The organism is Pollutimonas nitritireducens (assembly GCF_002849615.1).
Classification (GTDB): Bacteria; Pseudomonadota; Gammaproteobacteria; order Burkholderiales; family Burkholderiaceae_B; genus Pollutimonas; species Pollutimonas nitritireducens.
Map to the genome: position 1 here is coordinate 301,525 of NZ_PDNV01000004.1, position 26,069 is coordinate 327,593.

Annotated in this window: 25 protein-coding genes; 9 read left to right on the forward strand and 16 right to left on the reverse strand. The window is 56.2% G+C overall.

Annotated features, from left to right (window positions below):
- Positions 1–24: 24 nt before the first annotated feature.
- Entirely contained in the window at positions 25–801 is a 777-nt protein-coding gene (locus tag CR155_RS07740; protein ID WP_102069408.1) for an enoyl-CoA hydratase/isomerase family protein, read from the forward strand.
- 84 nt (positions 802–885) lie between these two features.
- On the opposite strand, the gene CR155_RS07745 is transcribed toward CR155_RS07740, so the two are convergent.
- From CR155_RS07745 to CR155_RS07765, 5 genes are all read right to left on the reverse strand, one after another.
- Positions 886–1,398 (reverse strand): carboxymuconolactone decarboxylase family protein, encoded by a 513-nt coding sequence (locus tag CR155_RS07745; protein WP_158238242.1) that lies wholly within the window; start codon positions 1,396–1,398, stop codon positions 886–888.
- Between the two features lie 73 nt (positions 1,399–1,471).
- Positions 1,472–2,428: a Bug family tripartite tricarboxylate transporter substrate binding protein gene (locus tag CR155_RS07750; RefSeq protein WP_102069410.1), complete on the reverse strand. Its 957-nt coding sequence runs from the start codon at positions 2,426–2,428 to the stop codon at positions 1,472–1,474.
- 58 nt (positions 2,429–2,486) lie between these two features.
- The gene (locus CR155_RS07755; protein ID WP_102069411.1) at positions 2,487–3,434 is read right to left on the reverse strand and encodes a D-2-hydroxyacid dehydrogenase family protein; all 948 of its coding nucleotides are present in this window, start codon (positions 3,432–3,434) and stop codon (positions 2,487–2,489) included.
- A 188-nt stretch (positions 3,435–3,622) separates the two neighbouring features.
- Complete coding sequence (locus CR155_RS07760) at positions 3,623–3,952, reverse strand: DHCW motif cupin fold protein (protein ID WP_102069490.1); 330 nt, start codon at positions 3,950–3,952, stop codon at positions 3,623–3,625.
- Positions 3,953–4,106: 154 nt separating this feature from the next.
- The gene (locus CR155_RS07765) at positions 4,107–5,018 is read right to left on the reverse strand and encodes a LysR substrate-binding domain-containing protein (protein ID WP_102069412.1); all 912 of its coding nucleotides are present in this window, start codon (positions 5,016–5,018) and stop codon (positions 4,107–4,109) included.
- A 71-nt stretch (positions 5,019–5,089) separates the two neighbouring features.
- Between CR155_RS07765 and CR155_RS07770 the strand changes: the two genes are divergently transcribed.
- Genes CR155_RS07770 through CR155_RS07790 form a run of 5 tightly spaced genes read left to right on the forward strand, consistent with a single transcriptional unit; the run spans position 5,090 to position 9,433 of the window.
- On the forward strand, positions 5,090–6,289 hold the full coding sequence (locus CR155_RS07770) for a trans-sulfuration enzyme family protein (RefSeq protein WP_102069413.1): 1,200 nt from the start codon (positions 5,090–5,092) through the stop codon (positions 6,287–6,289).
- Positions 6,290–6,346: 57 nt separating this feature from the next.
- Positions 6,347–7,246 carry a transporter substrate-binding domain-containing protein gene (locus tag CR155_RS07775; RefSeq protein ID WP_102069414.1) on the forward strand — a complete coding sequence of 300 codons (900 nt, stop codon included), beginning with the start codon at positions 6,347–6,349 and terminating at the stop codon, positions 7,244–7,246.
- Between the two features lie 4 nt (positions 7,247–7,250).
- The gene (locus CR155_RS07780; protein WP_102069415.1) at positions 7,251–7,985 is read left to right on the forward strand and encodes an amino acid ABC transporter permease; all 735 of its coding nucleotides are present in this window, start codon (positions 7,251–7,253) and stop codon (positions 7,983–7,985) included.
- A gap of 3 nt (positions 7,986–7,988) precedes the next feature.
- Complete coding sequence (locus tag CR155_RS07785; protein ID WP_102069416.1) at positions 7,989–8,672, forward strand: amino acid ABC transporter permease; 684 nt, start codon at positions 7,989–7,991, stop codon at positions 8,670–8,672.
- 26 nt (positions 8,673–8,698) lie between these two features.
- Positions 8,699–9,433, forward strand: coding sequence for an amino acid ABC transporter ATP-binding protein (locus CR155_RS07790; RefSeq protein WP_102069417.1), 735 nt, complete (start codon positions 8,699–8,701; stop codon positions 9,431–9,433).
- Positions 9,434–9,547: 114 nt separating this feature from the next.
- On the opposite strand, the gene CR155_RS07795 is transcribed toward CR155_RS07790, so the two are convergent.
- From CR155_RS07795 to CR155_RS07805, 3 genes are read right to left on the reverse strand one after another with little or no spacing between them, the layout of a single operon-like run.
- The gene (locus tag CR155_RS07795; protein WP_102069418.1) at positions 9,548–10,699 is read right to left on the reverse strand and encodes an MFS transporter; all 1,152 of its coding nucleotides are present in this window, start codon (positions 10,697–10,699) and stop codon (positions 9,548–9,550) included.
- 51 nt (positions 10,700–10,750) lie between these two features.
- Positions 10,751–11,245, reverse strand: a complete 495-nt coding sequence (locus CR155_RS07800; protein WP_233214021.1) for a MarR family winged helix-turn-helix transcriptional regulator — start codon at positions 11,243–11,245, stop codon at positions 10,751–10,753.
- Between the two features lie 49 nt (positions 11,246–11,294).
- Positions 11,295–12,227: a LysR family transcriptional regulator gene (locus CR155_RS07805; protein WP_102069419.1), complete on the reverse strand. Its 933-nt coding sequence runs from the start codon at positions 12,225–12,227 to the stop codon at positions 11,295–11,297.
- Positions 12,228–12,415: 188 nt separating this feature from the next.
- Here CR155_RS07805 and CR155_RS07810 point away from each other — a divergent pair, with 188 nt between their 5' ends.
- Positions 12,416–12,844 (forward strand): DUF4148 domain-containing protein, encoded by a 429-nt coding sequence (locus CR155_RS07810; protein ID WP_102069420.1) that lies wholly within the window; start codon positions 12,416–12,418, stop codon positions 12,842–12,844.
- Positions 12,845–12,949: 105 nt separating this feature from the next.
- On the opposite strand, the gene CR155_RS07815 is transcribed toward CR155_RS07810, so the two are convergent.
- From CR155_RS07815 to CR155_RS07830, 4 genes are all read right to left on the reverse strand, one after another.
- Positions 12,950–14,491: a M81 family metallopeptidase gene (locus tag CR155_RS07815; RefSeq protein ID WP_102069421.1), complete on the reverse strand. Its 1,542-nt coding sequence runs from the start codon at positions 14,489–14,491 to the stop codon at positions 12,950–12,952.
- Between the two features lie 4 nt (positions 14,492–14,495).
- Complete coding sequence (locus tag CR155_RS07820) at positions 14,496–15,605, reverse strand: Bug family tripartite tricarboxylate transporter substrate binding protein (RefSeq protein ID WP_233214022.1); 1,110 nt, start codon at positions 15,603–15,605, stop codon at positions 14,496–14,498.
- Between the two features lie 72 nt (positions 15,606–15,677).
- Complete coding sequence (locus CR155_RS07825) at positions 15,678–16,097, reverse strand: RidA family protein (RefSeq protein ID WP_102069422.1); 420 nt, start codon at positions 16,095–16,097, stop codon at positions 15,678–15,680.
- Positions 16,087–17,232, reverse strand: a complete 1,146-nt coding sequence (locus CR155_RS07830) for a DSD1 family PLP-dependent enzyme (RefSeq protein WP_102069423.1) — start codon at positions 17,230–17,232, stop codon at positions 16,087–16,089. The genes CR155_RS07825 and CR155_RS07830 overlap by 11 nt, the downstream gene beginning before the upstream one ends.
- Positions 17,233–17,332: 100 nt before the next feature.
- On the opposite strand from CR155_RS07830, the gene CR155_RS07835 reads away from it, so the two are divergent.
- Entirely contained in the window at positions 17,333–18,244 is a 912-nt protein-coding gene (locus tag CR155_RS07835) for a LysR substrate-binding domain-containing protein (protein WP_102069424.1), read from the forward strand.
- A 39-nt stretch (positions 18,245–18,283) separates the two neighbouring features.
- On the opposite strand, the gene CR155_RS07840 is transcribed toward CR155_RS07835, so the two are convergent.
- From CR155_RS07840 to CR155_RS07850, 3 genes are all read right to left on the reverse strand, one after another.
- Entirely contained in the window at positions 18,284–19,063 is a 780-nt protein-coding gene (locus CR155_RS07840; RefSeq protein WP_233214024.1) for a hypothetical protein, read from the reverse strand.
- The gene (locus tag CR155_RS07845; protein ID WP_102069425.1) at positions 19,050–21,350 is read right to left on the reverse strand and encodes a two-partner secretion domain-containing protein; all 2,301 of its coding nucleotides are present in this window, start codon (positions 21,348–21,350) and stop codon (positions 19,050–19,052) included. Before CR155_RS07845 ends, CR155_RS07840 begins: the two co-directional genes overlap by 14 nt.
- Positions 21,351–21,424: 74 nt before the next feature.
- A complete protein-coding gene (locus CR155_RS07850; RefSeq protein ID WP_102069494.1) occupies positions 21,425–23,089 on the reverse strand; it encodes a ShlB/FhaC/HecB family hemolysin secretion/activation protein in 1,665 nt (554 codons plus the stop codon).
- A gap of 337 nt (positions 23,090–23,426) precedes the next feature.
- Here CR155_RS07850 and CR155_RS07855 point away from each other — a divergent pair, with 337 nt between their 5' ends.
- Positions 23,427–24,845 carry an amidase gene (locus tag CR155_RS07855; protein ID WP_102069426.1) on the forward strand — a complete coding sequence of 473 codons (1,419 nt, stop codon included), beginning with the start codon at positions 23,427–23,429 and terminating at the stop codon, positions 24,843–24,845.
- Positions 24,846–24,894: 49 nt separating this feature from the next.
- Here CR155_RS07855 and CR155_RS07860 read toward each other — a convergent pair whose 3' ends face one another.
- A complete protein-coding gene (locus tag CR155_RS07860) occupies positions 24,895–25,887 on the reverse strand; it encodes a Bug family tripartite tricarboxylate transporter substrate binding protein (protein ID WP_102069427.1) in 993 nt (330 codons plus the stop codon).
- Positions 25,888–26,069: the final 182 nt, after the last annotated feature.

Here is a 26,069-nt window from a genome sequence, read left to right on the forward strand (position 1 = left end):
TCAGCACAATTCAGGAATTATGAAATGGAAAAATACACAGCCTTGAAAGTGGAAGTGGTCGATCATGTAGCACTCCTGCGATTGGCGAATCCGCCGGTCAATGCACTGAGCACCGCGCTAATGAACGAGCTTACGCGGGAACTGGATCGCATCTCGGAGACAGATGACATCCGGGCCGTGGTGCTCACAGGCGAAGGCAAGATTTTTTGTGCTGGCGCCGACTTGAAGTCACGCGGCGAGACAATCAAGGGCCCCGGTGACCTGCCACAACATTCCCGACGGACTCGCGAGTGCTTTCATGCCATCCGCGAATGTTCGAAGCCAGTCATCGGAGCCATAAACGGTGCGGCCCTGGGGGCAGGACTCGCGATTGTTGCTTCCTGCGATATTCTCGTGGCCGCGTCGACGGCTTCCGTTGGCCTGCCCGAAATCAACGTTGGACTGCTGGGCGGCGGGCGCCATGGCATGCGGCTTTTCAGCCATTCCAGATTGCGTCGAATGATGCTGACTGGCATGAGAGTAGATGGAGACGAGCTTTATCGCCTCGGCATCGTCGAAGCAAGTGTGCCGGTAGATCAGCTCCTGGAAACCGCGATGGAACTGGCACGGGAAATCGCATCGAAAAGTCCTTTGTCAGCCAAGTTGGCTAAGCAGACCCTGAATGCCATCGAAGAGATGAGTCTGCGTGACGGCTATCGTTACGAGCAGGACATGACTGCAGCTATTGCCAAAACCGATGACGCGAAAGAAGCCCAACTGGCATTTCTTGAGAAGCGCAAGCCCGTCTTTCGCGGCGCTTGACCTTCGTTGAAACAAAATGCAGGACACCGACTGAAGGTGTCCTGCATTTTGTCTAAGGCAGTCCGTTGAACACCGCCATTTTGCTCAGCGAGCAAAGGGCGAAGGCGTTCCTTCGGGCAGAGAGACCCTGTGGGCAATCAGTGTTAAGGCAACATTTGAATAATGGCCCAGCAACACCGTGAGTTCAATCAGCCCAATTTTACCGAGCTGCTCGTACGCCGCGTTATATACGTCGTCATCAACGTTGTGATGGCTCAGCAAGTGCGTCACGTAGTTATAAACCGCAGAGTGAAGCTCGTCGCCGAAACTCGCCGGCTGATTACGACGTATCGCCTCGATCGCCTCGACCGGCAGCCCCGCCTTCTTGGCATTGGGCTCGTGCGCGTACCACTCGAACTCGGCATCCCAATGTCGAGCTGCCAGTAATATGGCCAGCTCGCGCACGCTATCCGGAAAGCTTGCCGCTTTGAGGACTTTAGCCAGATCAAACCATTTTTCCGCGATCTCCGGGTGGTTCAGCAGAACCATCCTGGGGCCAATCGGACTTCCAAGATTGCTGATGGTCGCGTCGTAAATTCTTCTTTGCGTAGCCGTCATGGTTTCCAACGGCGGCGGACTAATCCGGGCAGAAGTCATAAGGTGCTGGTCCTTGGTTTAACATGTTCATTCGTCAATCGACGGAGATTTTTTGCTGTTGAATGACTTCGCTCCATCGCTTCTCTTCGGCGGCGATGAATTTCTTGAATTCCGCGGTATCGGCATACACAGGCGAGAGCGCCAGTGCTGCAATTTTCTCTTTGGTCTCCTTTTGGGATGCCACCTCGCGCAATCCACCGACGATCTTCTGCTTTACGTCGTCAGGTACATTTGCAGGGGCAAAGAAACCGAACCACGTACCTGAAACAACCCCTTCAGTTTTACCAGCCTCGTCTACAGTCGGCAATTCTGGTACTTCCGGGATTCTTTCTTCGCTGGTAACCGCCAATGCGCGAAGTCGGCCCTGTTCCACATGAGGCATGAGGTTAAGCACCGAGAAGAAGGCATTGACCTGCCCACCCATCAGATCATTCGCGGCCGGGTTTGCCCCACGATAGGGAACATGGATGATCTCGATGCCCGCGCGGTTGGCGAACAGTTCAGCGGCCAGATGCGGGCTGGTTCCCACGCCCGATGACGCGAACGTGACAGCACCGGGATGTGACTTGGCGTGTTGAATCAAGTCAGTCACATTTTTGTATGGCAAGCCGGGATGGATAAACAGTACGTTCGGGCCTTGTGCGACCATGGCTAGCGGAGTCAGGTCGGCGGGTTGGTATGGCATTTTCTTGAACAAATATTGATTGGTCGCCATGCCGACGCTACCCAGCAACAACGTATACCCATCAGGCGCTGAGCGCGCGACGTGTGCCGCTCCTATCGTTGCGCCGCCGCCAGGCTTATTCTCGACGATCACCGTTTGCCCCCATTTCACAGACAGACCTTCTGCAAAAATGCGTGTCAGGTTGTCGGTGTTGCCTCCAGCGGCGAAAGGTACGATCAGGCGGACAATCTTGTCGGGAAATTCGGCTGCATGGGCCCCGACGCTACAAACCATGGCCAAAGCCGTGAATGCTGAACGCAATAACATTTTTCATCTCCATTGATTGATTTTTCTACCTAGGCACAGTGCGCAGGCATATGTCCGTTCAGCCTTCCAGCAGTCGAATCGGGTTGCCGGCACGCCACTGTTTAATGTTCTCCACGGCATCACCGTAATAGACCCGATAGTTCTGCCACGACCCGTACCCGACATGGGGGCTCAGCAACATATTGGGCGCCCGCAGTACCGATGAATCGGCAGGTAACGGCTCTACATCGAACACATCCAGAGCGGCGCCGGCCAGGCGGCCTTCCTTCAATGCCTCGCATAAGGCGGCTTCGTCCACCAAGCCGCCACGAGACGTGTTCACAAGATAAGCGGAATTTTTCATGAACCGAAGATCCTGTGCCGCGAGGATATTTCTGGTGCTTTCCCCGAGCACCATGTGGACACTCACTACATCGGCTCGGCTAAGCAGTTCCTGCTTCCCGACATAGTGGACATTGAATGGCGCGCATCGCTCGGCGGTCAAATTGGGACTCCATGCGATCACCTCCATATCGAACGCGCGTCCGAAGTGGGCCATCCGTTGACCCAGCTTGCCAAGTCCAATCAAGCCAAGAACGCAGCCCTTCATTGAGAAATTCAAAGCCGGTTGCCATAGCCCTCGGCGCAAGTCAGCGTCGTTCGGTGCTACGCGCTTGAAAAGGGCCATTATCATTGCCCACGCGTGCTCTGCCGCTAACAAGGGATCACTGCGCGTGCCGCACACTACGATGCCGAGTTCGCGGCACGCAGCCAGGTCAATCGCTTTGTTGCGCGGCCCAGTTGTCACCAACAAGCGCAGGTTGGTAAGTTGACGCAATAAGGCGGCGGGGAAACGAGTGCGTTCGCGCATCGCGACGATCACATCGTATTGCTTCAAGCGCTCAACCAGATTAGTCTGGGGAATAGGCTCGTTGAAAAAATGGACAGTGTCCGCGTTTCCAAGCTGGTCCCAATTGGCACATTGCGAAGCCACAGCTTGGTAGTCATCCAGTACACAGATGTTCATTCAGTTGTCTCATGCACGCGTCCCGGTCGTCGTAACACGCCGCCATTTCGCTTCGTTTTTTGACTTTTAGAGTTCTGCCAGTTTAGGTGCAGGCGTCAGATGTTCCTAGTCTTGTGACGACAAACCAGCCTTGCGTAAAAACACAAGTCTCGTGCCTTATTCGAAGACGGCGCTGGATATCTAGCGAACTAATCAACGATGAATAATTTCGCACCCGTAGTCGTTGACGAACGATGCGGCTCGGCGTGGTCGGCGACTTGATAACTCATTCCCGGCTTGAGGAGAAATGTCCGACCATCCTCAAGTTCAGTGCGCAATTCGCCCTCCAGACAATACAGAATGTGGCCCTTGGTGCACCAATGATCGGCCAGATAGCCGGCCGAATACTCGACGGTCCGTGTACGGATATCTCCAAAATATTGCGTGCGCCAGACGGCTTGGCCAGTCTCGCCGGGATGTACTGTTGTCACGACCTCTTCCCATTTGGTAACTCCGAAAGGGATGCCAAACATTTCCATAAATTCTCCACACGCAAAAATCAAAGGGACGACACGCTGTTCCTTGCCAGGAATGATGTCGGACGTAACCAGTATCATAAACACCATCGGGACATCGCCTGCAACGCGGGCGAGCATGCGCCACAAGAATATCCGCCGTGCTCAGTGGACAAGGTCAGGACATAAGCGCGTCAAGCGTTTTCATATCCTTCTCCAGCTGAGTGCGCATTGCCGACAGAAACGCTTGTGTAAAGCTGGTCAGTTGTTTCCCTACCGGAAATCCCAAAATACAGGTGAACGTGATCGTTTCCGTAAAACGCCGCAAGACAATACCGCGCTGCGCATAGTCCAGGGCCATTACCGGACTCACCAAGCCTATACCCAGCCCCTGCTGGACCATTTCGCAAACGCTGACCGAATAAGGAGTTTCAACCAGGACAGAAGGCGTGACGGAGTGCTTGTCCAGGATGACCTGAAGCTGGCGCCGTGAAGTGTCCTCGGGATTCAGAGCGATGAATGGCTGGCCGTGCAGATCGGTCGGCTTGATGATCGACTTGCCTGCCAGGGGATGGGTGGCAGGCAGGGCAATGATTCCGTTCAGCCTGCTAAAGAAGGAATGCTCCAGTCCTATTGTCGATACTTCGTCAGCCATCAGGCCCATGTCGCACTGCCCCGATAATAGGCGCTCGCGCACCTCCCGTGAGCTCATGATCTGCAGCGATATCGTGCGCTGCTTCGCGAGAAGATCCATAGAGCCCAAGACTCTTGGCAAAAACCCGATGCCCAGGGCCGGCAGGCTCGCCACACTCAGGCGGCCGCCGCTGAACTGACGCAAACTACGCAAACGGTGTTCAATCGCATCGAGTCCCACAAAGCACCGATCAACCTCGACAAGCAAGGCCTGTGCTTCTGGCGTCGCGTGCAGTCTGCCTCGCAGGCGAAGAAACAGCGCGATTCCGGCTTGTGCCTCCAGACGACGCAATGACTGGCTTATGGCGGGCTGCGATACGCCTAGCAGTTTGGCTGCCTTGCTGGTGGTGCCGCATGTCATGACCGTACGGAAGACTTCGATTTCTTTCAGCAACATATAACAATGGCTTCTAGAGTGATAAAAAAGTGGCGATTATTTCTTATTGCTTCGACACTATACTTTCAAGCATGAACAAATTAGAAATCATCGAACCCGGTCGTTGTTCAGACGCACAAGCCGGCGGCTTTTCCAGCCTGTCGCCCGCCGTATTCCGCGCATCGACGATCACCTTCGCCACGCTGGACGACTTTGTTGCGCGCAAATCGCGACCGGCCGACGGCTATACCTACGGTGTCACCGGCACACCGACGCACCGGGGCTTGGAAACCCGCATCGCCAGCCTGGACAAGGCCAGGCACTGCCTGGTTGTACCATCGGGCCAGGCTGCCATCAGCCTGACCATGCTGGCTCTCTTGAAAGCCGGCGATCACTTCCTGATATCGGATGCTTCTTACGGCCCCGCACATGATTTCGCCTTCCGCCTCACGCAGTTGGGAGTAGAGGTCGAACGCTATGATCCCTGCATAGGCGACGCAATCGCCGCCATGATCCGGCCCAATACCCGGCTGATATGGCTGGAGTCGCCGGGCACCATCACGATGGAGGTGCAGGACGTTCCTGCTATCGTTGCCCAAGCGAAAGCGCGCGGCGTCCTGACGGCGATCGACAACAGCTGGGCCAGCCCCTTGTACTATTCGCCACTTTCGTTGGGTGTGGACCTGTGCATACACGCCTGCTCCAAGCACATGGGCGGCCATTCCGATCTACTGATGGGCTCAATCAGCACCAATGACGTGGCGCTGCATTCGGCGCTACGCGCCTTGCAGTCCAGCATGGGTTTGGCCGTCAGTGCCGATGATTGTTTCCTGGTCCAGCGCGGACTCGATACCATGGCCTTAAGGCTGGAAGCCCAGTCGGCAAAGGCGTTGCGCATCGCGGAATTTCTGCAAGGTCATCCAATGGTGCGCCAGGTACTTCATCCTGCGCTGGCGTCGTTTGGCACTCACAGCTTGTGGCGCGCCCAGTTCACTGGAAGTGGCAGCCTGTTCTCCTTAGTGTTGCAAGACGCCCCACTCGACGCTTTCCGGGCTCTTTTCAATGCCTTCAAGCACATTGCCATTGGCGCAAGTTATGGAGGACTGCATAGTCTTGCGGCGTTCTACCCCGTGCAAAACCAAGCCAATCGGCGTTTCCCGACGGTACAAGCCCCGGTCATCCGCCTGGCCGTCGGCATTGAAGATGACACAACGTTAATCGATGAACTCGGCCGATCGCTGGAAGCGTTCGACGAAGTCCTGAACGCGTCGTCGGCCAAAGAATCTGTATAAACCCACGCGGCCGCGGCGATGCTGACGCGACCCTATTCCAACCTCCGGGAGACAAAAATGAAATACGTATGGACGCTAGCACCCATTCTTGCGGCGCTGGTCGGCATGGCAGCACCGGCCTATGCACAAGATGTCGCCACCACATTGAAAAAGGTGGAAGAAACCGGCACGTTCACAATCGCCACCCGCGCCGCTTCGATCCCATTCAATTACCTGGATGATGACAACAAACAGGCAGGTTTCGCCTGGGAAATCGCGCAACGCGTTGCCGACAAGGTGAAAGCCACGGTATCGCGTAAAGACGTGCAAATTCGCACGATGGAAGTCACTCCGCAGACACGGATTCCACTGGTTGCGAACCAGACTATCGATCTGGAATGCAGCTCAACCACCCACAGTCTGGAACGTGAGAATCAGGTGAACTTCTCAACGTCGTTTTTCGTCGTGGGAACACGCATGCTGGTGCCCGCCAGTTCGCGCATCAGGAATTGGGATGATATTGCCGGCAAAAACGTTGTGGTCAGCGCCGGCACGACGGCCGAGCGCTTATTGCGCCGCCTTAATGAGAACAAAAAATGGAACGTCAATATCGTGCTGGGCAAAGACATTGATAACACCTTTATGACCGTACAGACTGGGCGCGCCGCCGCCGCGTTGATGGACGACATGGTGCTCCATAGTCTTGTTGCGCGTTCCCGCGATCCCAAAGAATGGAATGTTGTTGGCGATGTATTGCAGCCCGAAGCGTATGCCTGCATGCTGCGCAAGGGCGACACCGAGTTCAAGTCCCTGGTCGACGGCGTCATTACCGGCATGATGAAAAGCGGTGAAATCACCAATCTCTACAACAAATATTTTCTGAGCCCTATCAAGGTTCGCGGCGGTTTCAACATCAACGCAGCGATGTCGCCCGTTATTCGCGACCTGATTGCAAACCCGAACGATCGCGTGTTGTAAGGCCATGCAGTATTCCTGGGACTTTCTCATCTTTTTCAAGCCTTCCCTTACTGGGGAAGGACAGTACTGGGAATTGATTCTCCAGGGCCTCGGACGCACGGTTCTGCTCTCCCTGCTTTCTTGGTTCCTGGCCCTGGGTCTCGGGGTGTTGCTAGGTATTGCGCGCACACTGCCGGCCCGTTGGCTCAGCTTGCCAGCCGGCCTATTCGTACATTGCTTTCGTAATACTCCGCTGCTCGTACAAGTGTTCCTCTGGTTCTACGTCGTCCCGGAGCTGCTCCCGACACGCTGGGGCATGGCCATCAAGCAGATGGATCCTACCCTGAATCAGTTTTTGACCGCCCTTTTGGCACTGACCTTATATACCGCTGCGAAGGCCGCCGAAGTGATACGTTCCGGCATCCAGGCTGTAAGCCGTGGTCAGACACATGCTGCATCGGCTTTGGGATTGAACGGCATGGGCTCGTACCGCCATGTCATATTGCCGCAGGCCTTCCGGATCATTATGCCGCCGCTCACCTCGGATTTTCTGAACGTATTCAAGAATTCGTCGGTGGCGTTGACCATAGGCTTCATGGAACTTACCGGACAGACCAGGCAGATTGGCGACTTCAGCGCACAACCGTTTGAAGCATATATCGCGGCAACCGTCATTTACACATTCGTGACGTTAACGGTTATCTGGTTTATGCAACGTATCGAAAGAGCGTCGCGTATTCCCGGTTTTTTGGGAGCGTGATCAATGGATTACAGTTTTGATTGGGGCTCGCTGGTACGTGGATGGCCACTGATACTCGACGGCATGGCGATGACTGCCCTGCTCGTCAGCGTCGGTATGACGCTGGGAATCTCCGCCGGCGTCCTGCTAGCGCTGGCCCGTTTGTACGGACCGCGATGGCTAGCCGTGGCCGCTGCCTTCTACGTCAATCTATTCCGCTCCATTCCGCTGATTCTGACCATATTCTGGTTTTTCTTTCTTGTGCCGTTTGTCTTGCGCGCAATAACAGGGAATCCGTATGCAGGTGTCGGTCCCATCTATGCCGCTCTTGCTGCCTTCGTCCTGGCAGAGGCCGCCTATTATTGCGAGATTATTCGCGCCGGGATTCTCAGCGTACGAAACGGGCAGATGCATGCGGCGACGGCATTAGGGTTAAACCGTTGGCAGGCCCTGCGGTATGTGATCCTGCCCCAGGCAATCCGGAATATGACGCCTTCGCTCATCAACCAAACTATTGCTTTGCTAAAGGACACTTCTCTTGTCTATGTGATCAGCCTCAACGATTTCCTGGGAGCGGCGACCAAAGTCGCTCATCGCGATGGCACTTTGGTCGAGATGTACTTGTTCGTGGCGGCAGTGTATTTGGCAGTCTGCTCCCTGGGCGTATGGCTGGTCACCAAATTGAAGAAAAACCAGGTCGCATACTAGCTGCGGCGTTAAAGAGGCTAATAAGAATGATCAAGCTGGATAAGGTTTCGAAATGGTATGGCGAATTCAAGGTTCTGAATGGATGCAGCACCAGCGTGGCCAAAGGTGAAGTCGTGGTGGTGTGCGGACCATCTGGTTCGGGAAAGTCAACGCTGATCAAGACCATCAATGCGCTCGAACCACACCAGGAAGGTGAAATATACGTTGACGATGTAGCGGTGCACGACAAGACCACTAACCTGCCGGCGTTACGGGCAAGGGTCGGAATGGTGTTCCAGCACTTTGAGCTCTTCCCGCATTTGACCGTCATGGAAAACTTGACGCTGACACAAGTGAAAGTATTGGGCCGCACAAAAGACGATGCCGCTGCACGAGGCGTAACGCTTCTTGATCGGGTTGGCCTGCGCCTGCATGCGGACAAGCATCCGGGCCAATTGTCAGGTGGGCAACAACAACGAGTCGCCATTGCACGAGCCCTGGCAATGGATCCCATCGTCATGTTGTTTGACGAACCTACATCAGCCCTCGATCCCGAAATGGTCGGGGAAGTGCTTGATGTCATGAGGGGATTGGCGCAGGACGGGATGACAATGGTCTGTGTCAGTCACGAAATGGGTTTCGCCAGGGAAGTCAGTGACCGGGTCATTTTCATGGATGGCGGACGCATCATCGAAGACTGCACGACTGAGCATTTCTTCGGGCACACCCACACGCTCTCACCCCGCGCCCAGGATTTCCTCTCCAAGATCCTTACGCATTAATGGAACACCGGGGCGGGCTGGCGACCAGGACCAATGGATGGTCCGGCACATGACCCGCGAAAGAGCGCAGCACGATGCACGCCGGAGCAGGCGCATCGGGAGGCGGGGGAATGGTTACGCCTGCGTCAATGAAGACCGCATGCGAGGATGACGCTGGAAAAGCACTGCCACAATCATCCCCATTCCTATAACCATAGTGCAAAAAATGCATACCGCCACCTCCATGCCCCAGTGGTCGGCGATCCAGCCTATCCCCATCATGGGCGCCATGCTGCCCAGGTAACCGATCACCAGGTAAGTGGCCAGCAGTCCCGAGCGATTGTTGGACGTGGCAAGGCGGTTCACCATGCTCATACCGGCAAGCATGGACATGCCATGGCCCAACGCGGTGAGCAACACGCCCAAGGCAAACAAGATGGCCGAACCCGCCCACAAGTTGATCATCAACAAAGCGTTGCTGGCTGCCAAGCCCAACAACCCCACGGCACCACACCAGTGCGTCGGCATACGTCCGGCAATTACCTGGACGACGGCCGAGCAAAACAGGATCAATGCAATGGCTGTGCCGCTGACCACAGGACCATGCCAAGGCACCAGCTTATCCAGGAACAACGGCGCCATGGACGCATAGAGGCCGAAGACGCCAAATGCCAGGAATGGTAAACAACAGGTCAGCACAAAGGCTTTGGACGTGTTCGACTCCGGCCACGTCAGCTTTGGCAAGACATCGCGCAAGCCCAAGCGCCGCCCCCCAGGCTTGGGTTTTGCATTCTCCGGCAATTCCAGGCAGCTTAACGCCGCCAGTCCCAATAGGCCCAAAAGCAGGGTTGGCACATAGGTGGTTACCAATGGCGACGGACCCCACTGGCCGATGATGCCGCCCAGCAAAGGCCCCAAGCCAAAGCCAAAGGCCATCAGAAAGCCAGTCACCATGGCGACGCGCTGCAAGTTGCTGGATCCGGACAGCTTGGCCAAGCCGACGCTGGCACTCGTCGTCACCATGCTTGAAGCCACACCGACAATAAAGCGCCCAACACACAAACTGGCCATATCCCATGCTATCAGGCTGATGGCCGTGCCAATTAAAGCCAGCCCCAAGCCCCACTGCATCATTGGGCGAAATCCCACACGATCCGGCAAGCGACCAAAAAATAGCAAGCTACAAAGCGCGCCGCCCATATAAATGACATAGATGAGCGCCGTGCCCATCACGCCGACAATCATGGCAAAACTCACCCAGGCAAAGGGCGACCCTTTCAATTTCATTTTGAACCGCATGTTTTTTGGTAGTGGACAGCTCGACAGAGTGCAGCGTAGCTATTGATGTTTTTGTTCAAAACTCAACGAGTTGAAGCGCTCGGAGATTTTTTCCAGGACGGCGCGCGTAGTTTCCAGCTCTTGTGGCGAGAGGTCTGCCAGGATACTTTTTTCAATTTCCATGCTCCTGGCCAGAATCGATGCGGCGACTTCGCGCCCCGCGCCTGTCAGGGCAATGCGCTTGGTGCGCCGGTCGCTGGGGTCGAAGGTCCAATCGACCAATTGTGCCTCGCGTAATTGCGCCAATACGCGCACCAACGAGGAAGTGTCCAGGTGCAAAGCATCGGCCAGGTCTTTTTGACGCAGGGCGTCCCCTTGCACGTACAGCACCAACAAGGGCATACGCGTGGCATCAGAAAAACCCAGGTCTTTGAAACTTGAATCCACCTGCCGGCGCCACTGCCTGTACACACCGCCCAGCAGCAGCCCAAATCGCGAACGCGCCTGAAGGAGGTCAGGCGCAGACATCGTGCTCGACAGGGTTTTAGTTTGCATGCAAAGCATTGTACCTTCGACTGACTACCGAAAGCAAGCTGCAGCGCTGCTAGCAGAATTCACACGCTGCCAAGGCTTTGCTGGTCTGCTCACGGGTATGGTCGACCAGATAATCGAGGAACACTTGGGATCGCCGAGGAATGAACTTACGACTGGGCAGCGCCGCGTACATGGCGAGTCGACCCGTGATCCATGGATTCAGCACTCGAACTAGATCGCCACGGGTAAGATAGGGCGCTACGATATCTACCGCTATTGATGTAATACCCGCCGCGTCCAGTGCCGCGCGAAGCAAGGTGTCGGTGTGATTTGCAATAAGCACAGGATCGACGTTCATCTCGATCACATCAGCGGGACTTTGCTTCGTCCACATACGCCATGGCCGTAATGATCCATCCGAATTTTTAAGCCGCAGGCATTCATGCTGGGCCAAATCTTCTGGCTTGTTCAGCGATCCGCTACGTTTCAGGTAATCCGGTGAAGCAACCAGTATGACTTCCGAGTCAACAATCTTGCGGGCGACGATGTCGGCATTGAAACTTGCGTCGGTACCCAGCAACGTAATGTCAAAGTCTTCGATCAACGGATCTCTGTGACTCTCAACCTCTATGTCGACCACGATACCAGGATGAAGCTGGCGAAACCCCGACAGTAGAGGGGCAATTACGTAACTTGCAAGAACCGGTTGCGTATGTACACGCAGCCGGCCGGAAAGCGTGCTGGTATGCGCACTGGCCAGTGCATCCGCTTCGTCGACGTCCTGCAGGATCTGCCGGACGCGGGTCAAATAGGCCTGACCCGCTTCGGTCAGCGACACACGCCGCGTCGTTCGTTGAAACAGACGTGCACCCAGATACGCCTCCAGCTCCGCGATCAATCGGGTGACCACAGGGGGGGACATGTCCATGGCCCGGCCCGCTGCCGCGAAGCCCCCTTCGTCTGCCACCCGCTCGAAAATTCGCATTGATACCAAATGATCCATGCCTGCCCCATTGAATCCAGATTATTCCCGATAAATGAACAGTGTATGTCTATCTTATCCATTTATTCATTTGTCGGGAAGTTTTAAAGTTACTACATCGACGAGATTAAACGACATACAACTCGCCGAAACCACCGGAATGGTTTCCAGGCGGTTCAACGCAATTATTAAATGAAAGGATAATCATCATGACACGAACCAATATCTCTGCTATGACCTTAGTTCTGGCCACTCTGTTTGCCGGTCAAGCCATGGCCAGCAACAGCGACACGCTCCTTACCCGGGAACACGTCAAGGCCGAATTGGCCCAGGCCGTACGCAGCGGCAATATCGTGACGGGCGAAAGCAGTGCGCGACTGAATGAACAATTCCCGCAGATGTATGCCCAGCAGCAGGCCACCTCCGATGTGACTCGCGACCAGGTCAAGGCCGAGCTTGCCGAAGCGATCCAGGCGGGTAATATGGTAATTGGCGAAAGCGGCGCAAGACTCAACGAGGTACTTCCCAACAACTACTCCACGCAGTCGGATGTAGCAATCAAGAGCCGTGAGCAGGTGAAGACAGAATTGGCTGAATCTGTCCGTTCTGGCGAGCTCTACAGGCATATCGAAGCTTGAGCGGCAGCAAATTAGCCTCTCGCCGATCGGACGAGCACGGCCCACCCGTCCATTGCCCGACCGGCATCGGCTGCACCGTCGGGAAAACCCTGCTACCTATTGAGCCTACTTGGACAACAGGCGGATTTGCGGAACCCACTCTGCTAAATCATCAATAGGAACAACGGGCCGAGGCAGGCGTTTGAAGTCGAACCGCGACAATATTGGCGAGGTCAGTCCGGGGGCGTCAACATTCACAATCTGCTCCGGACTAAAGAATTCGTCGAATGCCGCACGGAAATGGCCGCGCGATTTGACTACGATGGTGCGCACTGTGGCGATGTCGATACCAAACATTTCGAAGAACGCAGGCTCATGGCATTGATGCCGGTTGGTAATTACGACGACTTGCACCCCTTGTATTTGCAGCAGTGCAGACGGTCCAAGGTTGAAGCTGCACCCAGCCAATTGTCCCCGGCGCCCTATCCCGCTGCCTGAGTGCAGCTGCAGAACCGTGGCGGTTGCAGCGAATGCCTCCGAATAAACGGTTGTCTCCGTACGATTGAACCGGGCGGTAAACGAAGCGCCAACGCCGAGGGCATGAGCCTGGGCGCTTAGTTCCGGGTCTGTCACCACACCTAGCGTCGCATTGCGGACATTCGCTTTCAGGAATGCCTGCAGGATGAAGGGAGTATTGCCCCGCCCACCTCCCCCTGGGTTGTCGGCAACATCGGCCAACAGGACAGCGGGAAGTGCCGGATTATCGCCTGCTGCCTTGGCCAACGCCACCGCTTGCTCCAGCGACGTCAACTCAGGCGTGAAGGCGGCGCGTTCACGCCACGCGGTAGCAACCAGGTCCAGCGCCACCTGCCGTGCAAACTGGACGTCTTCCCGGGTCGAAACAATGACCGTCAAACCGTTTTTAGGCGTGTCGCCATAAGCGAACCCACCCACGATCGAAATATTGACGATCCGTGGATCGCCCAGCGCTTCCGCTGCCTGGATCATGTCCGCATAAGGGCCCGTCCCGGGCGCAGTCAACAACTGGGTCGGCGGCGGACAAACAGGCATGCGGACATGGGCCACTGTTATGTGTGCTCCTTGCAAGATTTCCATGAGTATATCGGCAGCATCTGCGCCGCGATCCGCCATATCGGTATGAGGATTGCGGCGGTACGAGATGAGCGTGTCTACAGCGTCAACCATGCGATCCGACACATTTGCATGCAGATCGATGGTGGCAACAATTGGCACTGCCGCACCTACGACCGACCTTACCATCTCGAAGACCTGCCCGTCGGGATCGTCCTCGGATGTGGTGATGGCCGCACCATGTTCGCAAATATAGACAGCATCCAGAGGCAATGCAGCCCGCAATCCACGCTCCATGAGAGCCAGCGTTTCCTTGAAGAAACTGTGATCGACGGGCCCGCCAGATTCTGCATTGGCAAATAGAATGGGCACTGGTGTCCACGCACCTGATTGATCCAGGCGACGGATGAAGGCGGGTATCTCAGGCGTGATAACAGGAGCCGGACTTCGGGCATCCGCCAGCAGTTGATCGCCGCCCAGATAAGCGCGATCGACGAAGTCGGCCCGAGTCGCCACCGGTGCAAAGCGATTCGACTCGATGGCAAAACCTAAAATTGCAACTCTGGGATCGGACATAATTTCAGTTCTGCTTGGGAATGTTCGCGGATTCAATGACCTGAGCCCATTTTTTCTGTTCGCTGGATATAAAGCGCACAAAGTCGTCGCGAGTACCGGTGCCCGGTGATGCATTGGCGTTGGCCAGGCTGGCACGGATGCTATCGGTCTTCATGACTTTTTCCAAGGCTGCGCTAAGCTGTTCAACGATAGGCTGCGGCGTGCCTTTAGGAAACAGCAAGCCGCCCCACGACACATTTTCATAGCCTTCCAATCCCGATTCATTCAAGGTCGGCAAATTGGGATATTGCGGGATGCGCTCCCGACTGGTGATTGCCAATGCACGCAATTTGCCGCTTTGGACCAACGGCCATGCCACCGATATATTGCTGAATGTATAGTCGAGCCGCCCGCCCGCCAGGTCGGTCAGTGAAGCAGGATCGCCGTTATAGGGAATGAACAGCGCATCGATACCCGCCATCTTCTTGAAGAGCTCGCCCCCCATGTGACCGCTGCTGCCAATGCCTGCGGCAGCATATGAAAGCTGGCCAGGGTTCTTCTTGGCCGTTGCGATAAGCTCGTCCACGTTCTTGATTGGGGAATCCGCAGCAACGACAAGCACGTTATAGGTTGAGAACATCTGACCAACCGGAATGAAGTCGCCGTTCGGATCATAAGGAAGCTTCGTGAACAAGCCCGGGTTGACAGCCAAGGTATTGATATTGCCATAGCCCAGCGTATACCCGTCCGGCGCAGCCCGGCTTAGCTGCGTCATGCCAATATTGCCGGAAGCGCCAGGGCGGTTGCTGACAACGAACGTGGCATTGGTGGCTTTGGAAAGATGATCCAGCACGATTCGGCTTAATACGTCGGCCGAACCGCCGGCTGCTGAAGCGATAATGACGTTGATCGGTTTTTGTGGCCAGGCGTTCGGCGCCGTCTGTGCCAGCGAGGAAGAACACCACGCTGCGGCAAGAACCAATACCGCGGCACTTTTGACGGAGGACCGGAGTGACGGTTTCTTCGGCATGCTACGCGGGATAAGGCGCTCGTGCCATCCAAAACGGGTGCTATTGCTGGCGACCGGATCTGAATCCGACGAATATTGGATAGTACGCAATGGTATGAATTTCATGTTTTGCTCCGATGTTTCCGGGTATTGTTAAATGCCGGACTGTTATGTTTGGCCGATTCCAGCCAACTTCCATTATTTTGTTGAGTTCTGTTCGCCTGCCAGCGCAACGGCTTCGACTTCCACTTTGAAACCAAAGTGCAACGGACCCGTCGGAACTATCGCGCGCGCGGGGCGCCTATCGCCAGCCCATTGCGCATACAGGATGTTGAATGCCGGCCAGTTTTCAACAGAGTCGATATAGACGCGTACTTGAGCCAGCCGATCGATCCCGCTGCCAGCCGCGACCAGCACCGCTTTCAGATTCGCCAGAACCTGGCTTGCCTGCACTTCGAACGCGGCATCAACGAGTCGAGTGCCGTCCGGTGCGATGGGCAGCAGACCTGATACAAAGACGAATCCGTTGGCGATGGTGGCGTGGCTATAGTGGCCGCCAGGCGGCGCCATGTCTGGCGGAGCTACCGTTTTCACATCGTCGTTGATCTCACCAGCCATGGAAACGCTCCCAGGTTGCAATCTCGCCATCTGCAGCAATGGCCTGATATTCCGGAAACTGTGCACCCGTTGCGCACGCGTGATTGGGCAGAATACGAAGTTGTGTCCCCACGGGGAAATGCGTTGCAATGTCCGGATCGGGGGAACCTTCTCGGGACAGGATGCCGTGCTCCTGGTTGGCGCCTGTCAGCAGATAACCCTGCAAGACTTCGCCTTCGATGCTGCACGCCTGGCCGTACGCAAAATTCCGTTTTTGGTTTTGTGTACCGCGGTCGCGGCTCATGGCCATCCAGCCGGCATCGACAATAGCCCAACCCTTTTCTACCTGGTGGCCGATCACGGTAGTCAGCACGCTTAGCGCAATGTCGCTTGCGCTGCATACCCCCACGTTATGCATCACCAAATCGAAGAACACATAGACGCCAGCACGGACTTCAGTGACTCCATCAAGGGTCACAGCGGAGAGTGCTGTCGGCGTAGAGCCCACGCTTACCACCGGGCATGGCAGCCCAGCGGCACGAAGCCGCTGCGCGGCATGCACGCAGGCGAGCCGCTCCTGTTCAGCCACAGCACTCAACGCTTCAGGCGTATCAAAGTCGTAGCTTGAACCGGCATGCGTCATGACTCCACCCAGTTGCATGCCGCCATCATGCAGCGCGCGTGCCACTTCCAGAAGTGCGGGTTCGTCGGGCTTGATGCCTGATCGATGTCCGTCACTATCAATTTCGATCCATACTTCGAATACTTCATCATGCGCTCGTCCGAAGTCGGCAATGGCCGTTGCAGAAGCCACACTATCGGTGATGATTTTCAAGTCGCAGCCGCGGCGCCGCAGAGCCAGTACCTGGGGCAACTTGCCGGGCGTCATTCCAACGGCATAAAGGATATCGGCGAAGCCGTCGGCATAAAACAGCGTAGCTTCTTTAAGCGTGGAGACCGTTATTCCTTGCGCACCTGCAGCGACCTGCGCCTGGGCGACAGGGATGCATTTGCTGGTCTTGACGTGCGGCCGAAAGCGTACGCCGAGCGCGTCCATGCGATCTTGCATGCGCTGTATATTGTGGTGCATGCGGGGCAGGTCGATAAGCGCTGCGGGTGTGTCCAGGGTGGCCAAGGCTGACAAGATGGTCTCCATACGGGTTGGGCGGGTAAAGAACAGTACCCAGCCCTCACTGTAGGCGCTTTAGTTGCAGTTGTGGTTCAATAAAAACACATCAATCATTAAGCTGAACTGAATGATCCGCATCGAGGACCTGCAACTGGCGGTTGCCCTGGCGAAATCCGCATCGCTCAGTGCAGCGGCGCGTTCGCTAAACGTCACGCCGTCCGCACTGTCGATGCGTCTGCGTAAACTGGAAGCAACGCTTGGCCTGGCGCTTGCAACGCGTACCGCAAGACGGCTTAGCCTGACGCCGGAAGGAGAGCGTTTCGCCAGCGAGGGGGCCATCCTTCTCAGACAACTTGAGGCGCTGCCGGAATCGTTTCAACGAGAAGATAGTCGCCTGACTGGTACGCTTCGCGTCGTTGCGCCCTTCGGCTACGGGCGGCACCGCATTGCACCCATTATGGCTCGCTTCGGAAAGCTGCATCCTGGCCTGTGCTTGCAGCTGGATCTGCGCGAAGCTCCCTGGTCAGACCGACAAGATGCCGACGTCGTGGTGCATATTGGGACAGTCCGGGACTCGTCCTGGGTTGCCCGTCCCCTGGCGCGCAACGAACGCTGGCTGTGCGCCAGCCCGGCTTATCTCCGCCTGCGCGGCACACCTGGCACCCCGCGCGACTTGCTTGCCCATAACTGCATCTGTATTCGTGAAAACGATGAAGATATGACGCTTTGGTCTTTCCGCCGCGTGTCGGCCGACTCGAACGAGCGTGCTGCCACTCGGGAATCGCTGCGCATCGAGCCGGCTTATTTGACCAACGATGGGAGCACGGCGCGCTATTGGGCCGAACAAGATATGGGCCTGGTATTGCGGTCGGAATGGGATGTGGCTGATTCGCTTGCACAAGGGACCTTGGTAAGGGTGCTGGAGCAGTGGCGATTTGATAATGCCCCCGTGATGCTGCTCGTGCCTACACGCAAGGGGCGCTCGGCACGCGTGCAGGCGCTTTTACGGTTCTTTGAGGACGTACTGGGGAGCGGATAGCATATCGACACCACCCGCGGTTAAATCGCTACAAGAATCTTAGCCCTCGCGCGCCGCGACGTCATAGGATCCGAATGCCTTGCGGGCAGATTGATCTTCAGGCAAAACATAAACGACACCGTTCGTACCCGTAAACGCGGGACTCACCAAGTTCTCGTAGAACGTGACGGGAACGTTTATACAGCCATACGAAATGCGGTTGTCCGAAGGAGTGTCAGTTGCCAAACGCTGTGCGCGGCGGTCCTTGGCATTCGATGTCGCCACCCGGTGCAAGGCAATGCCTGTTTCGTAATCGACCCACAGTATCTCGTTACCACGCAGGTTCTTGGCCAATGAGGCCACGAATCGACCCGCTGGCGTCGTACGCTCGTGCGGACGGACGTCCGCCAACTTACGGGTTCCGATATCGGCTGCGGCATCGTCGCCACGCGCTGACCCGAGTAGCACGGGTGCAGCACCCCGCAATTGCCCTTCAGCGCCGAACAAAAAGGCCATGGCGCCCACTTTGTCGATGATGATGAACGGCATTCCTTGATTATCACCGGAGTCGACCACCCAGTCTGCTATGTAGCGACTGTCCGGCGACGGCCGCTCATTCAGGAAATTTGCCCGCCTCGCCTTGCCTTGCGATAAAGACGAAGCCCCGCCCGCATTCACTTTACGCCCATTGTCGAGAGCGTCGGCCGCCTGGTATTTGGTTGGAGCTTGCCGTTTATCCTGAGCGCCTGCCATGGGGGTCAAAAGCAGACCGACGAGCGCCAGGGCGAAGCCCAGCGCCCGGGCTACCATTCCTCCAGGCAGACGCTTAGTTGCGCTCATGCTTGGGAATAAAAACGGGCGCAATATACGGAGCCAGTGGCGCAGGCGGTTGCTCTTGCACCAGCATCATAGAGGGAGGGCTGGCGGGAGGCGTAACAAGCAACGCCACCGATTGAGGCCCCATCCAGGAAGGCACAGGACCTGGAGGAACGATGGCAGGCGGAACCGGTTGGATATTTGGCCATGAGGGGAAGGAAGCTACCGGTAAACCATCGGGCGTCAATGCTCCAGGAACTACCCGACCGTCCGGCAATGCCGGACCTGGCACAACAGGCGCAACAACAACTGGAACAGCAACCGGGACGAGAGGGGTAGGCACGGGTGCCACTGGAGTAGGATCAGGCACAACTGGTGTAGGCACGGGCACGACAGGAGGCGGTGCTACCGTCGGGCTAATGGTCCCGGTTGTCCTCGCAAACACCGGTCCACAGCAATTACTGGCCAAGACATAATCGTTGGCGTTCGCGCCAATCAGGCTGTATCCGCCATACGTAATCGTCTTGCTGGTCCCTACGTCAGCAGTATTGAAATTTGCGAAGCTCCCGGCGCCAGCGACAAGCTGTACGCCAGCAGGACTTCCCTTCAACGATGAAAGTGTCGTGCCGGTAGTGCCGTCGAAGGCCTTGTCGCCACCATCGCCAAACACCAGCATACGCTGCGTCAGGGCCGCACCTTGCGTCAACGTGAACCGGGTCGAATAATCTGTGGGCGAGGTGTAAGAGACGGGGTTGTAATTGATCGTGACGGGAGCGACCGTGACGACGGCAGGGGGCGCGGCCGCTCCAAAGTTCACAGTTCCCCCAGCGAGCCCTGGTCCGGCGCCACCATAACCAGCACTTAGCGTTAGTCCTTCAGGCAAGCCCAAGCTGCGTGTCGGGTCGAGTGTGCCGCGCGTGAGTGTAATGGCGCCATCCACGTTTACATCGTTCGCCGCGCACATCATGATGTTTCCATCTGTCGTTGTCACGGCAGCGTTCATGTTGAGATCCCGACCGGCGCTCAGTAAGAGACTACCATTCGTCGTCGTAATGGCTTGATTTACGTTGACATCGCGTCCGCAACATACGACTAGATTTCCATTAGTGGCCGAAATCGCCGCATTGATATGCACATCACCAACGGCATTCAGGGTCAGCGTGGTGGGCGTTCCGCTCGCCGTCCATGTGATCGCGTCATTTACGTAGATATCACCATTGCCAGGCAATGCAGCACCAGGACCTGTCGCCGTATCGATGGTGATACTGCTGGTGACCAGCTGTCCACCTAGTGTCGAACCAGATATATTGCCACCGCTGCCGATAATAAAATCCTGAGGATCGATCAGCCAGGTACCCGTCTGACCGCTGGGCGCGATCGTCGTGACACGTACGCTGTCTGCGATCCTGACATGTGCAGCGGACGTTTCAATGAAACCGCCGTTACCGCCGTTAGGCGCGCTCGCGTCCAACGTGCCGTCCGCTCTCACTACGCCATTTTGCATGCCTCCCAGCAGTTTGATGACGCCGCCAACATTCCCTATGGTTTGCGCTTGAATCACGCCGGTGTTGTTGACCGCGTTGGATAGCAGGCTGCCGGCTGCCTGAGTCGTCATCAGCACGTGACCGCCATCCGCCCGGATAAGCCCACCGTTCTCCGCCAACGCATCAACCGCACCTTGAGTGACAGCGACATTCAACAACTTGTCCCCGGCGACGTCAAGCGTGACAGTGTTGCCAGCAGCCAACGCGACCGTTCCCAGCCTGGCCACTATGGTTCCGTGGTTGCTCACCTTCGCGCCTAGCAGGGCAACATAACCACCGTCGCCGGCGTTGATCGCTCCATGATTAACGACCGAGCCGCCGTTTGCACCCGAAAACTGGTAATTGCCGGACATGAAGTCGGCATTCGCAATCCCAAGCGTGGACGCGGTCAGGCCACCGACATTAACGGCTGCATGCTGTCCGAAAAGTATGCCATTCGGGTTGACCAGAAATACCTTGCCGTTGGCGCTAAGATTGCCCATGATGGCGGAGGGATCAGAGCCCATGACGCGGTTAAGCGTCACCGAATTGGCATCGGGCTGCTGAAAACGCACCGCTTCGCCGGACCCTATGCTGAACCCCTGCCAATTGATGATTGCCTTGGCGGTTGACTGCGTAACAGTCATTGAACTGGCTGTGTCGTTGGCAATGCCAGCGCTGCCTTCGACGACTACGCCACCTGTGGGCAGGGCCCAGGCCGCAGGACCAAAGGCCAGTGCTACAAAAAGGGTAATAGTTTTAAAGAATAGAACGTGCGGGTGTGCCATTATGCTTGCGCCGAGGTGAGGTGCTGCTGGATAGTGATTTGAAACGCCAGGCGAACTTGCGCCCGGTGTCGAAATTAGAAATACTTGACGAGCTGGACCCAGAAGCGTCCATCCTTATCCGGAGCCGACAAGGTTTCCTCATTCCCCAGCTTGCGTGCGTACGCGAGCTTGACCGCGAAATTGTTGTAGTCCATCCAATTGACACCCACGCCTGCACCACTTAATGTCCTTCGATTCGACTCTGAAGACCAAGGGTTTTTATGCGCGCTCACGGTGCCGGTATCGGCGAAAGCGACCAGTTGTACCTGACCCAACTGATTCGGAGAAAATTGTGGCAATAGCCAGCGGGCCTCGACATTGATTACGTAGCCCTCATCACCCCAGGCCTCGCCTTGTGGATAAGCCCGCACGCCGTTTATTCCACCAAGACTCATCTTTTCCGAGCTATCCAGGTTCTTTGAAGCAAACTGCCCATTAATGCCTGCATACAGAGACACTGACTGGGTCAAATTCTGCAGGCGCATGGCGCTGAAACTGAACTTGTTGTAGTGGCCGTTGCTGCGTGCGGTGATGGCGTCATAGGCACGCGGCTCGGGGGTTTGTATATTGATCTTGCCAGTGGTCGCAGTCAACGAAAACGCGCTTAGCCCGCCTGCGCCGAAATTGTCACGGTGATCACCCACCAAGCTTAAGTTGAACGCATCGGCTTTTCTGTTACTGACAAATTGCTCTGCCCTATCCCGGAGACGCTTGTGGTCATATCCGAGCTGAACCGACAAGTTGGAGCTCCGCGAACGGATCAACGGGTAGCTGCCATAGACGCTTGCAACTTCTGCCGTGCCGTGCGCATCGAGGCTTTCGAACTCTTCACCCAGCTTGTACCCCAGGCGACTATAGGCTATTCCAACCGTCGCTTTGCCTACCGGCATCTGGTAAGACGCCCGGCCATAGTTCAGACCGCGACCCGACGTTACCCCTCGCAGTGTGGCCACATCTCCGCGGCCCAGCAAGTTATTGAAATTCACCGTTGCGCCGCCGCGATACTCGCCGGTATAGCGGTTGCCTGCGTTGTCGGCGTCGACACTGCCCGTTACGCGCCTGCCGGGGTCCACATCGACAATGAGGTCCGACGCGCCGAGCGTCGCGCCAGGAGTCAGGGTCGAACTCACATTGACGCCTGGAATGTCCGACAGCAACAAGAGACGATTTTCCAGCGGCTCAATGTTAACGGTGTCCCCGCTATTGAGGCCACCGAGCCGGCTATGGACCACGCTATCTGACAAGTTGGACTTATTGCGCAGCTCTATGTTTCCAAACTGACCTTCCAGGATGGCAATAGTCACAGCGCCATTCCTGATGTCCTGCGCGGGCAGATAAGCCTGAGCCAGGAAGTAGCCCTCTTTATGGTAATGGTCGGTAATCTTGGTGGCTATCCCGCGCAGTTCGGACAGCGACAACTCAGTGCCCGGTTCAAAGCCGCTGAGCCCGATCAATTCGGCAACCGAATAAACATGTGCACCCGTAAGCTGGAGCACATCGACGCGAATCTTTGTGCCATCCGGCAGGCCGGTCACCGCTTCGTTTTTCTGTTGAATTCGTATCTGCGGCGGCGCTTTTTCTACCGATGGGGCTGGTGGGATTTGCCGGATTTGATTGCCTGCGTTCGGGATATCTTGAGCAATGGCGTTTTGCGCGGAGGCCAACAGCCCCAGAGACAACAACAGTTTATGACGGAGCATGAGGCCTTTAGTGCGCATCGGAAATTCGAAATGAACTCTTCCTTGCGCCTTCGCGAACAAGCCTTTCACTTCAAGGCTGTCACGACGCGAGTATAGGCAACAAAAGCGCACTCTCAATAACAAAATGTTTTTTGTTACCATATATCTGATCGTTATGCTGTTTATTTCCTACATTCTAATTGTGCATAAAACAGTATGTCGCGTTTCGGTCCGTCAAGTGAGATCAGATCAAATGAATCCAACGCGCTGCTTGAGTAGATGCGCCTAAAACTAGGTGAACCCATAGCGCTTCCATCATCTTTACAATCGTGCTTTCACATTTATTCAGAAGCCGCAAATGACCGCCCTGCATCTGCTTCCTGCCACGGACTTGATCACATTGATCCGTTCAAAGAAACTTTCTCCAGTGGAGCTTATGCAAGCCTGCCTGGATCGTGCCGCCGAACTTCAACCCATCTTGAACTGTTTCATCACCCTATGCGGTGAACAGGCGATGGCACAGGCGCGCCAAGCCGAGCAAGCCATGATGGACGGCGCCCCTCTGGGCCTATTGCATGGCATTCCCTATACCGTAAAAGACCTCGTCCATACGGCCGGCGTGCGGACTACTTTCGGAACGACGCTCTATAAAGATAACGTTCCTGCGGAAGACGCCCCTGCAGTCGCACGGCTGAAGGCCGAGGGCGCAATACTGCTCGGTAAAACAACCACGCCGGAGTTCGGTTCGCAGCCGTTCACGCGCTCACCGCTATTTGGTCAAACATGCAACGCCTGGGACACTCGTCGAACTAGCGGCGGCTCCAGTGGCGGGGCGGCGGTCGCTACGGCAGCTGGCATTACGCCATTGGCTATTGCGACAGATGGCGGTGGCTCGACCCGTATCCCGGCCGCCTGCAATGGCGTGGTGGGCATCAAACAGAGCAACGGCGTTGTCCCGCACAGCCAGGCACTGGATTTGTTCGGGAATCAGACCTACGTCACACCAATGACGCGAACGGTAGCAGATACCGGATTAATGTTGCAGGTAATGTGCGGCGACTATGCACTGGACCCCTGGTCGATTGGACTGAAACGTGCAGACTACGCCGCTGCCGCGCGCTACCAAGGTGACCTGAGTGGTAAACGTGTCCGCTATTGTCATGCGCCGCAAGGGCGGGAGGTGTCGGCCGATGTGCGCGAAACTTTCGATGCGGCACTTCAGACGCTGGCGGGTCTTGGCGCGATGCTGGAGCCTTTCGATGCCGAGGACTTTATTGTCGAGCCGATATGGCGAATCATCAATCACACGGTTTGGCGCTCTCGTTTCCTATCGTTGATCGAGCAGCATGGGGACACGTTCAGCGCAACCTTTCGTCGGCAGATCCTGTCGGCAGGCGAGTTCAGCGCGGTCGCCTACCAAGAGGCAATGTTCACCCGAAGCATGCTATTCAAAAGGATGCAGGGCCTTTTCGACGGGGCTGACTTGCTCGTGACGCCGACGATTACCAGGACGGCGCTGCCTTTGGATACGGACTTGTTTGATCCTTTTGAAATGGATGGAAAGTTGTATGAAGGAATTCGCACCCACTGGTATCCGTGGACCATGCTTTTCAACATGACGGGACATCCCGCCATCACACTTCCTTGTGGACAGGCCCGAGATGGATTGCCCACAGGCATTCAATTTGTGACTCGTTATGGCAGCGATGATGAGTTGTTGCGAAACGCATCTGTGTTCGAAAGCGCCACTGAAACCATTGGCCAGCCCGTATTTTGAAAAGAACCGCCACGCGACCGTGATCGCCATTGCGGCTTTCGCGACTGAATCAGTCCATTACGATGCCCGTGCGTTCCACAACAGGGCGCCACGAAGCAAGCTCATCGCGTGCACGTTTTGCCATATCCTGGCCTTTGGCGGGTGCCATCACGAGGCCTTTCGCGGCAAGCTGCTCCCGCAACGCCGGTGCTTCGGACGCTTTCAGGAATGCGTCTTCAAGTACCTTGATCGTGTTCTCGGGTGTCTTGGCCGGGACGACAATGCCATAAAAACTTGTGGCGGCCTTGAATTCGGGAAAGCCCTGTTCGGCAAGTGTCCTGACCTCTGGTAGCGCGTCGAGCCGGCTGGTACCGCTAACACCAAGGAATTTGATTTTCTTGGCCTGGTAAAGCGGCATCATGCTGGCTACCGCGTCCCATCCAATGGATACGACGCCGCTGGATACGTCGATGAGCATCGGTGATGCACCCCGATAGGCGACCGGTTCGATCTTCATATTATGATTTTCATTGACGGCAAGTATGCCCAAGTGACCCGAGCTGCCCAGGGTCGCGACACCAAGGCTGGTCACCGCAGCAGGGTTCTTCTTGGCCCATTCGACATAATCTTTCATACCGTCAAATGGCTGCGATGCACCTGTGACTATGGCGGTCGGGATATCTACCAGTGTCGCGACGGCGCGCAGGTCAGTCTCGGCGTTGTAGCCCGGCGCTTTGTACGTCAATGGAAAGATCGTCAGTAGCGGAGACGGAACCAGATACATGGTGCTGCCGTCCGCCTTTGAATCTTTCACATAATTAAGGCCAATCCGTCCGGACGCGCCAGGCCGGTTTTCAACAATAACAATCCCGGCGCCATCCTTGCGCAATTGCTCGGCATAGGCGCGCGCGACCGTATCGGCTGCGCCGCCCGGCGCATAGCCGACTACGAGCGTCATTGACTGAGGAAGGGCACCGGCTTTCTGCGCGTAGGCGGGAAATGTCATTGCTACGCAGGCCATCGCGGGAAGCACACCCATAAAGAGCCTGGAGATCAATCGCATGGAATACCTCTTTATAATGACTGAGTGACCGAAGGGGCGGCTGCGCAGTAAATATAACAGACGCTCAACACCACGTCCGGCTCCTTCCCGGCCACCATCATGGCAGCATTGCGTCGTGCACAAAGTCCATTCCGGCTCTACCGCAAAACATTTTCTCTCACACCGTCAGACGGAACGGATGG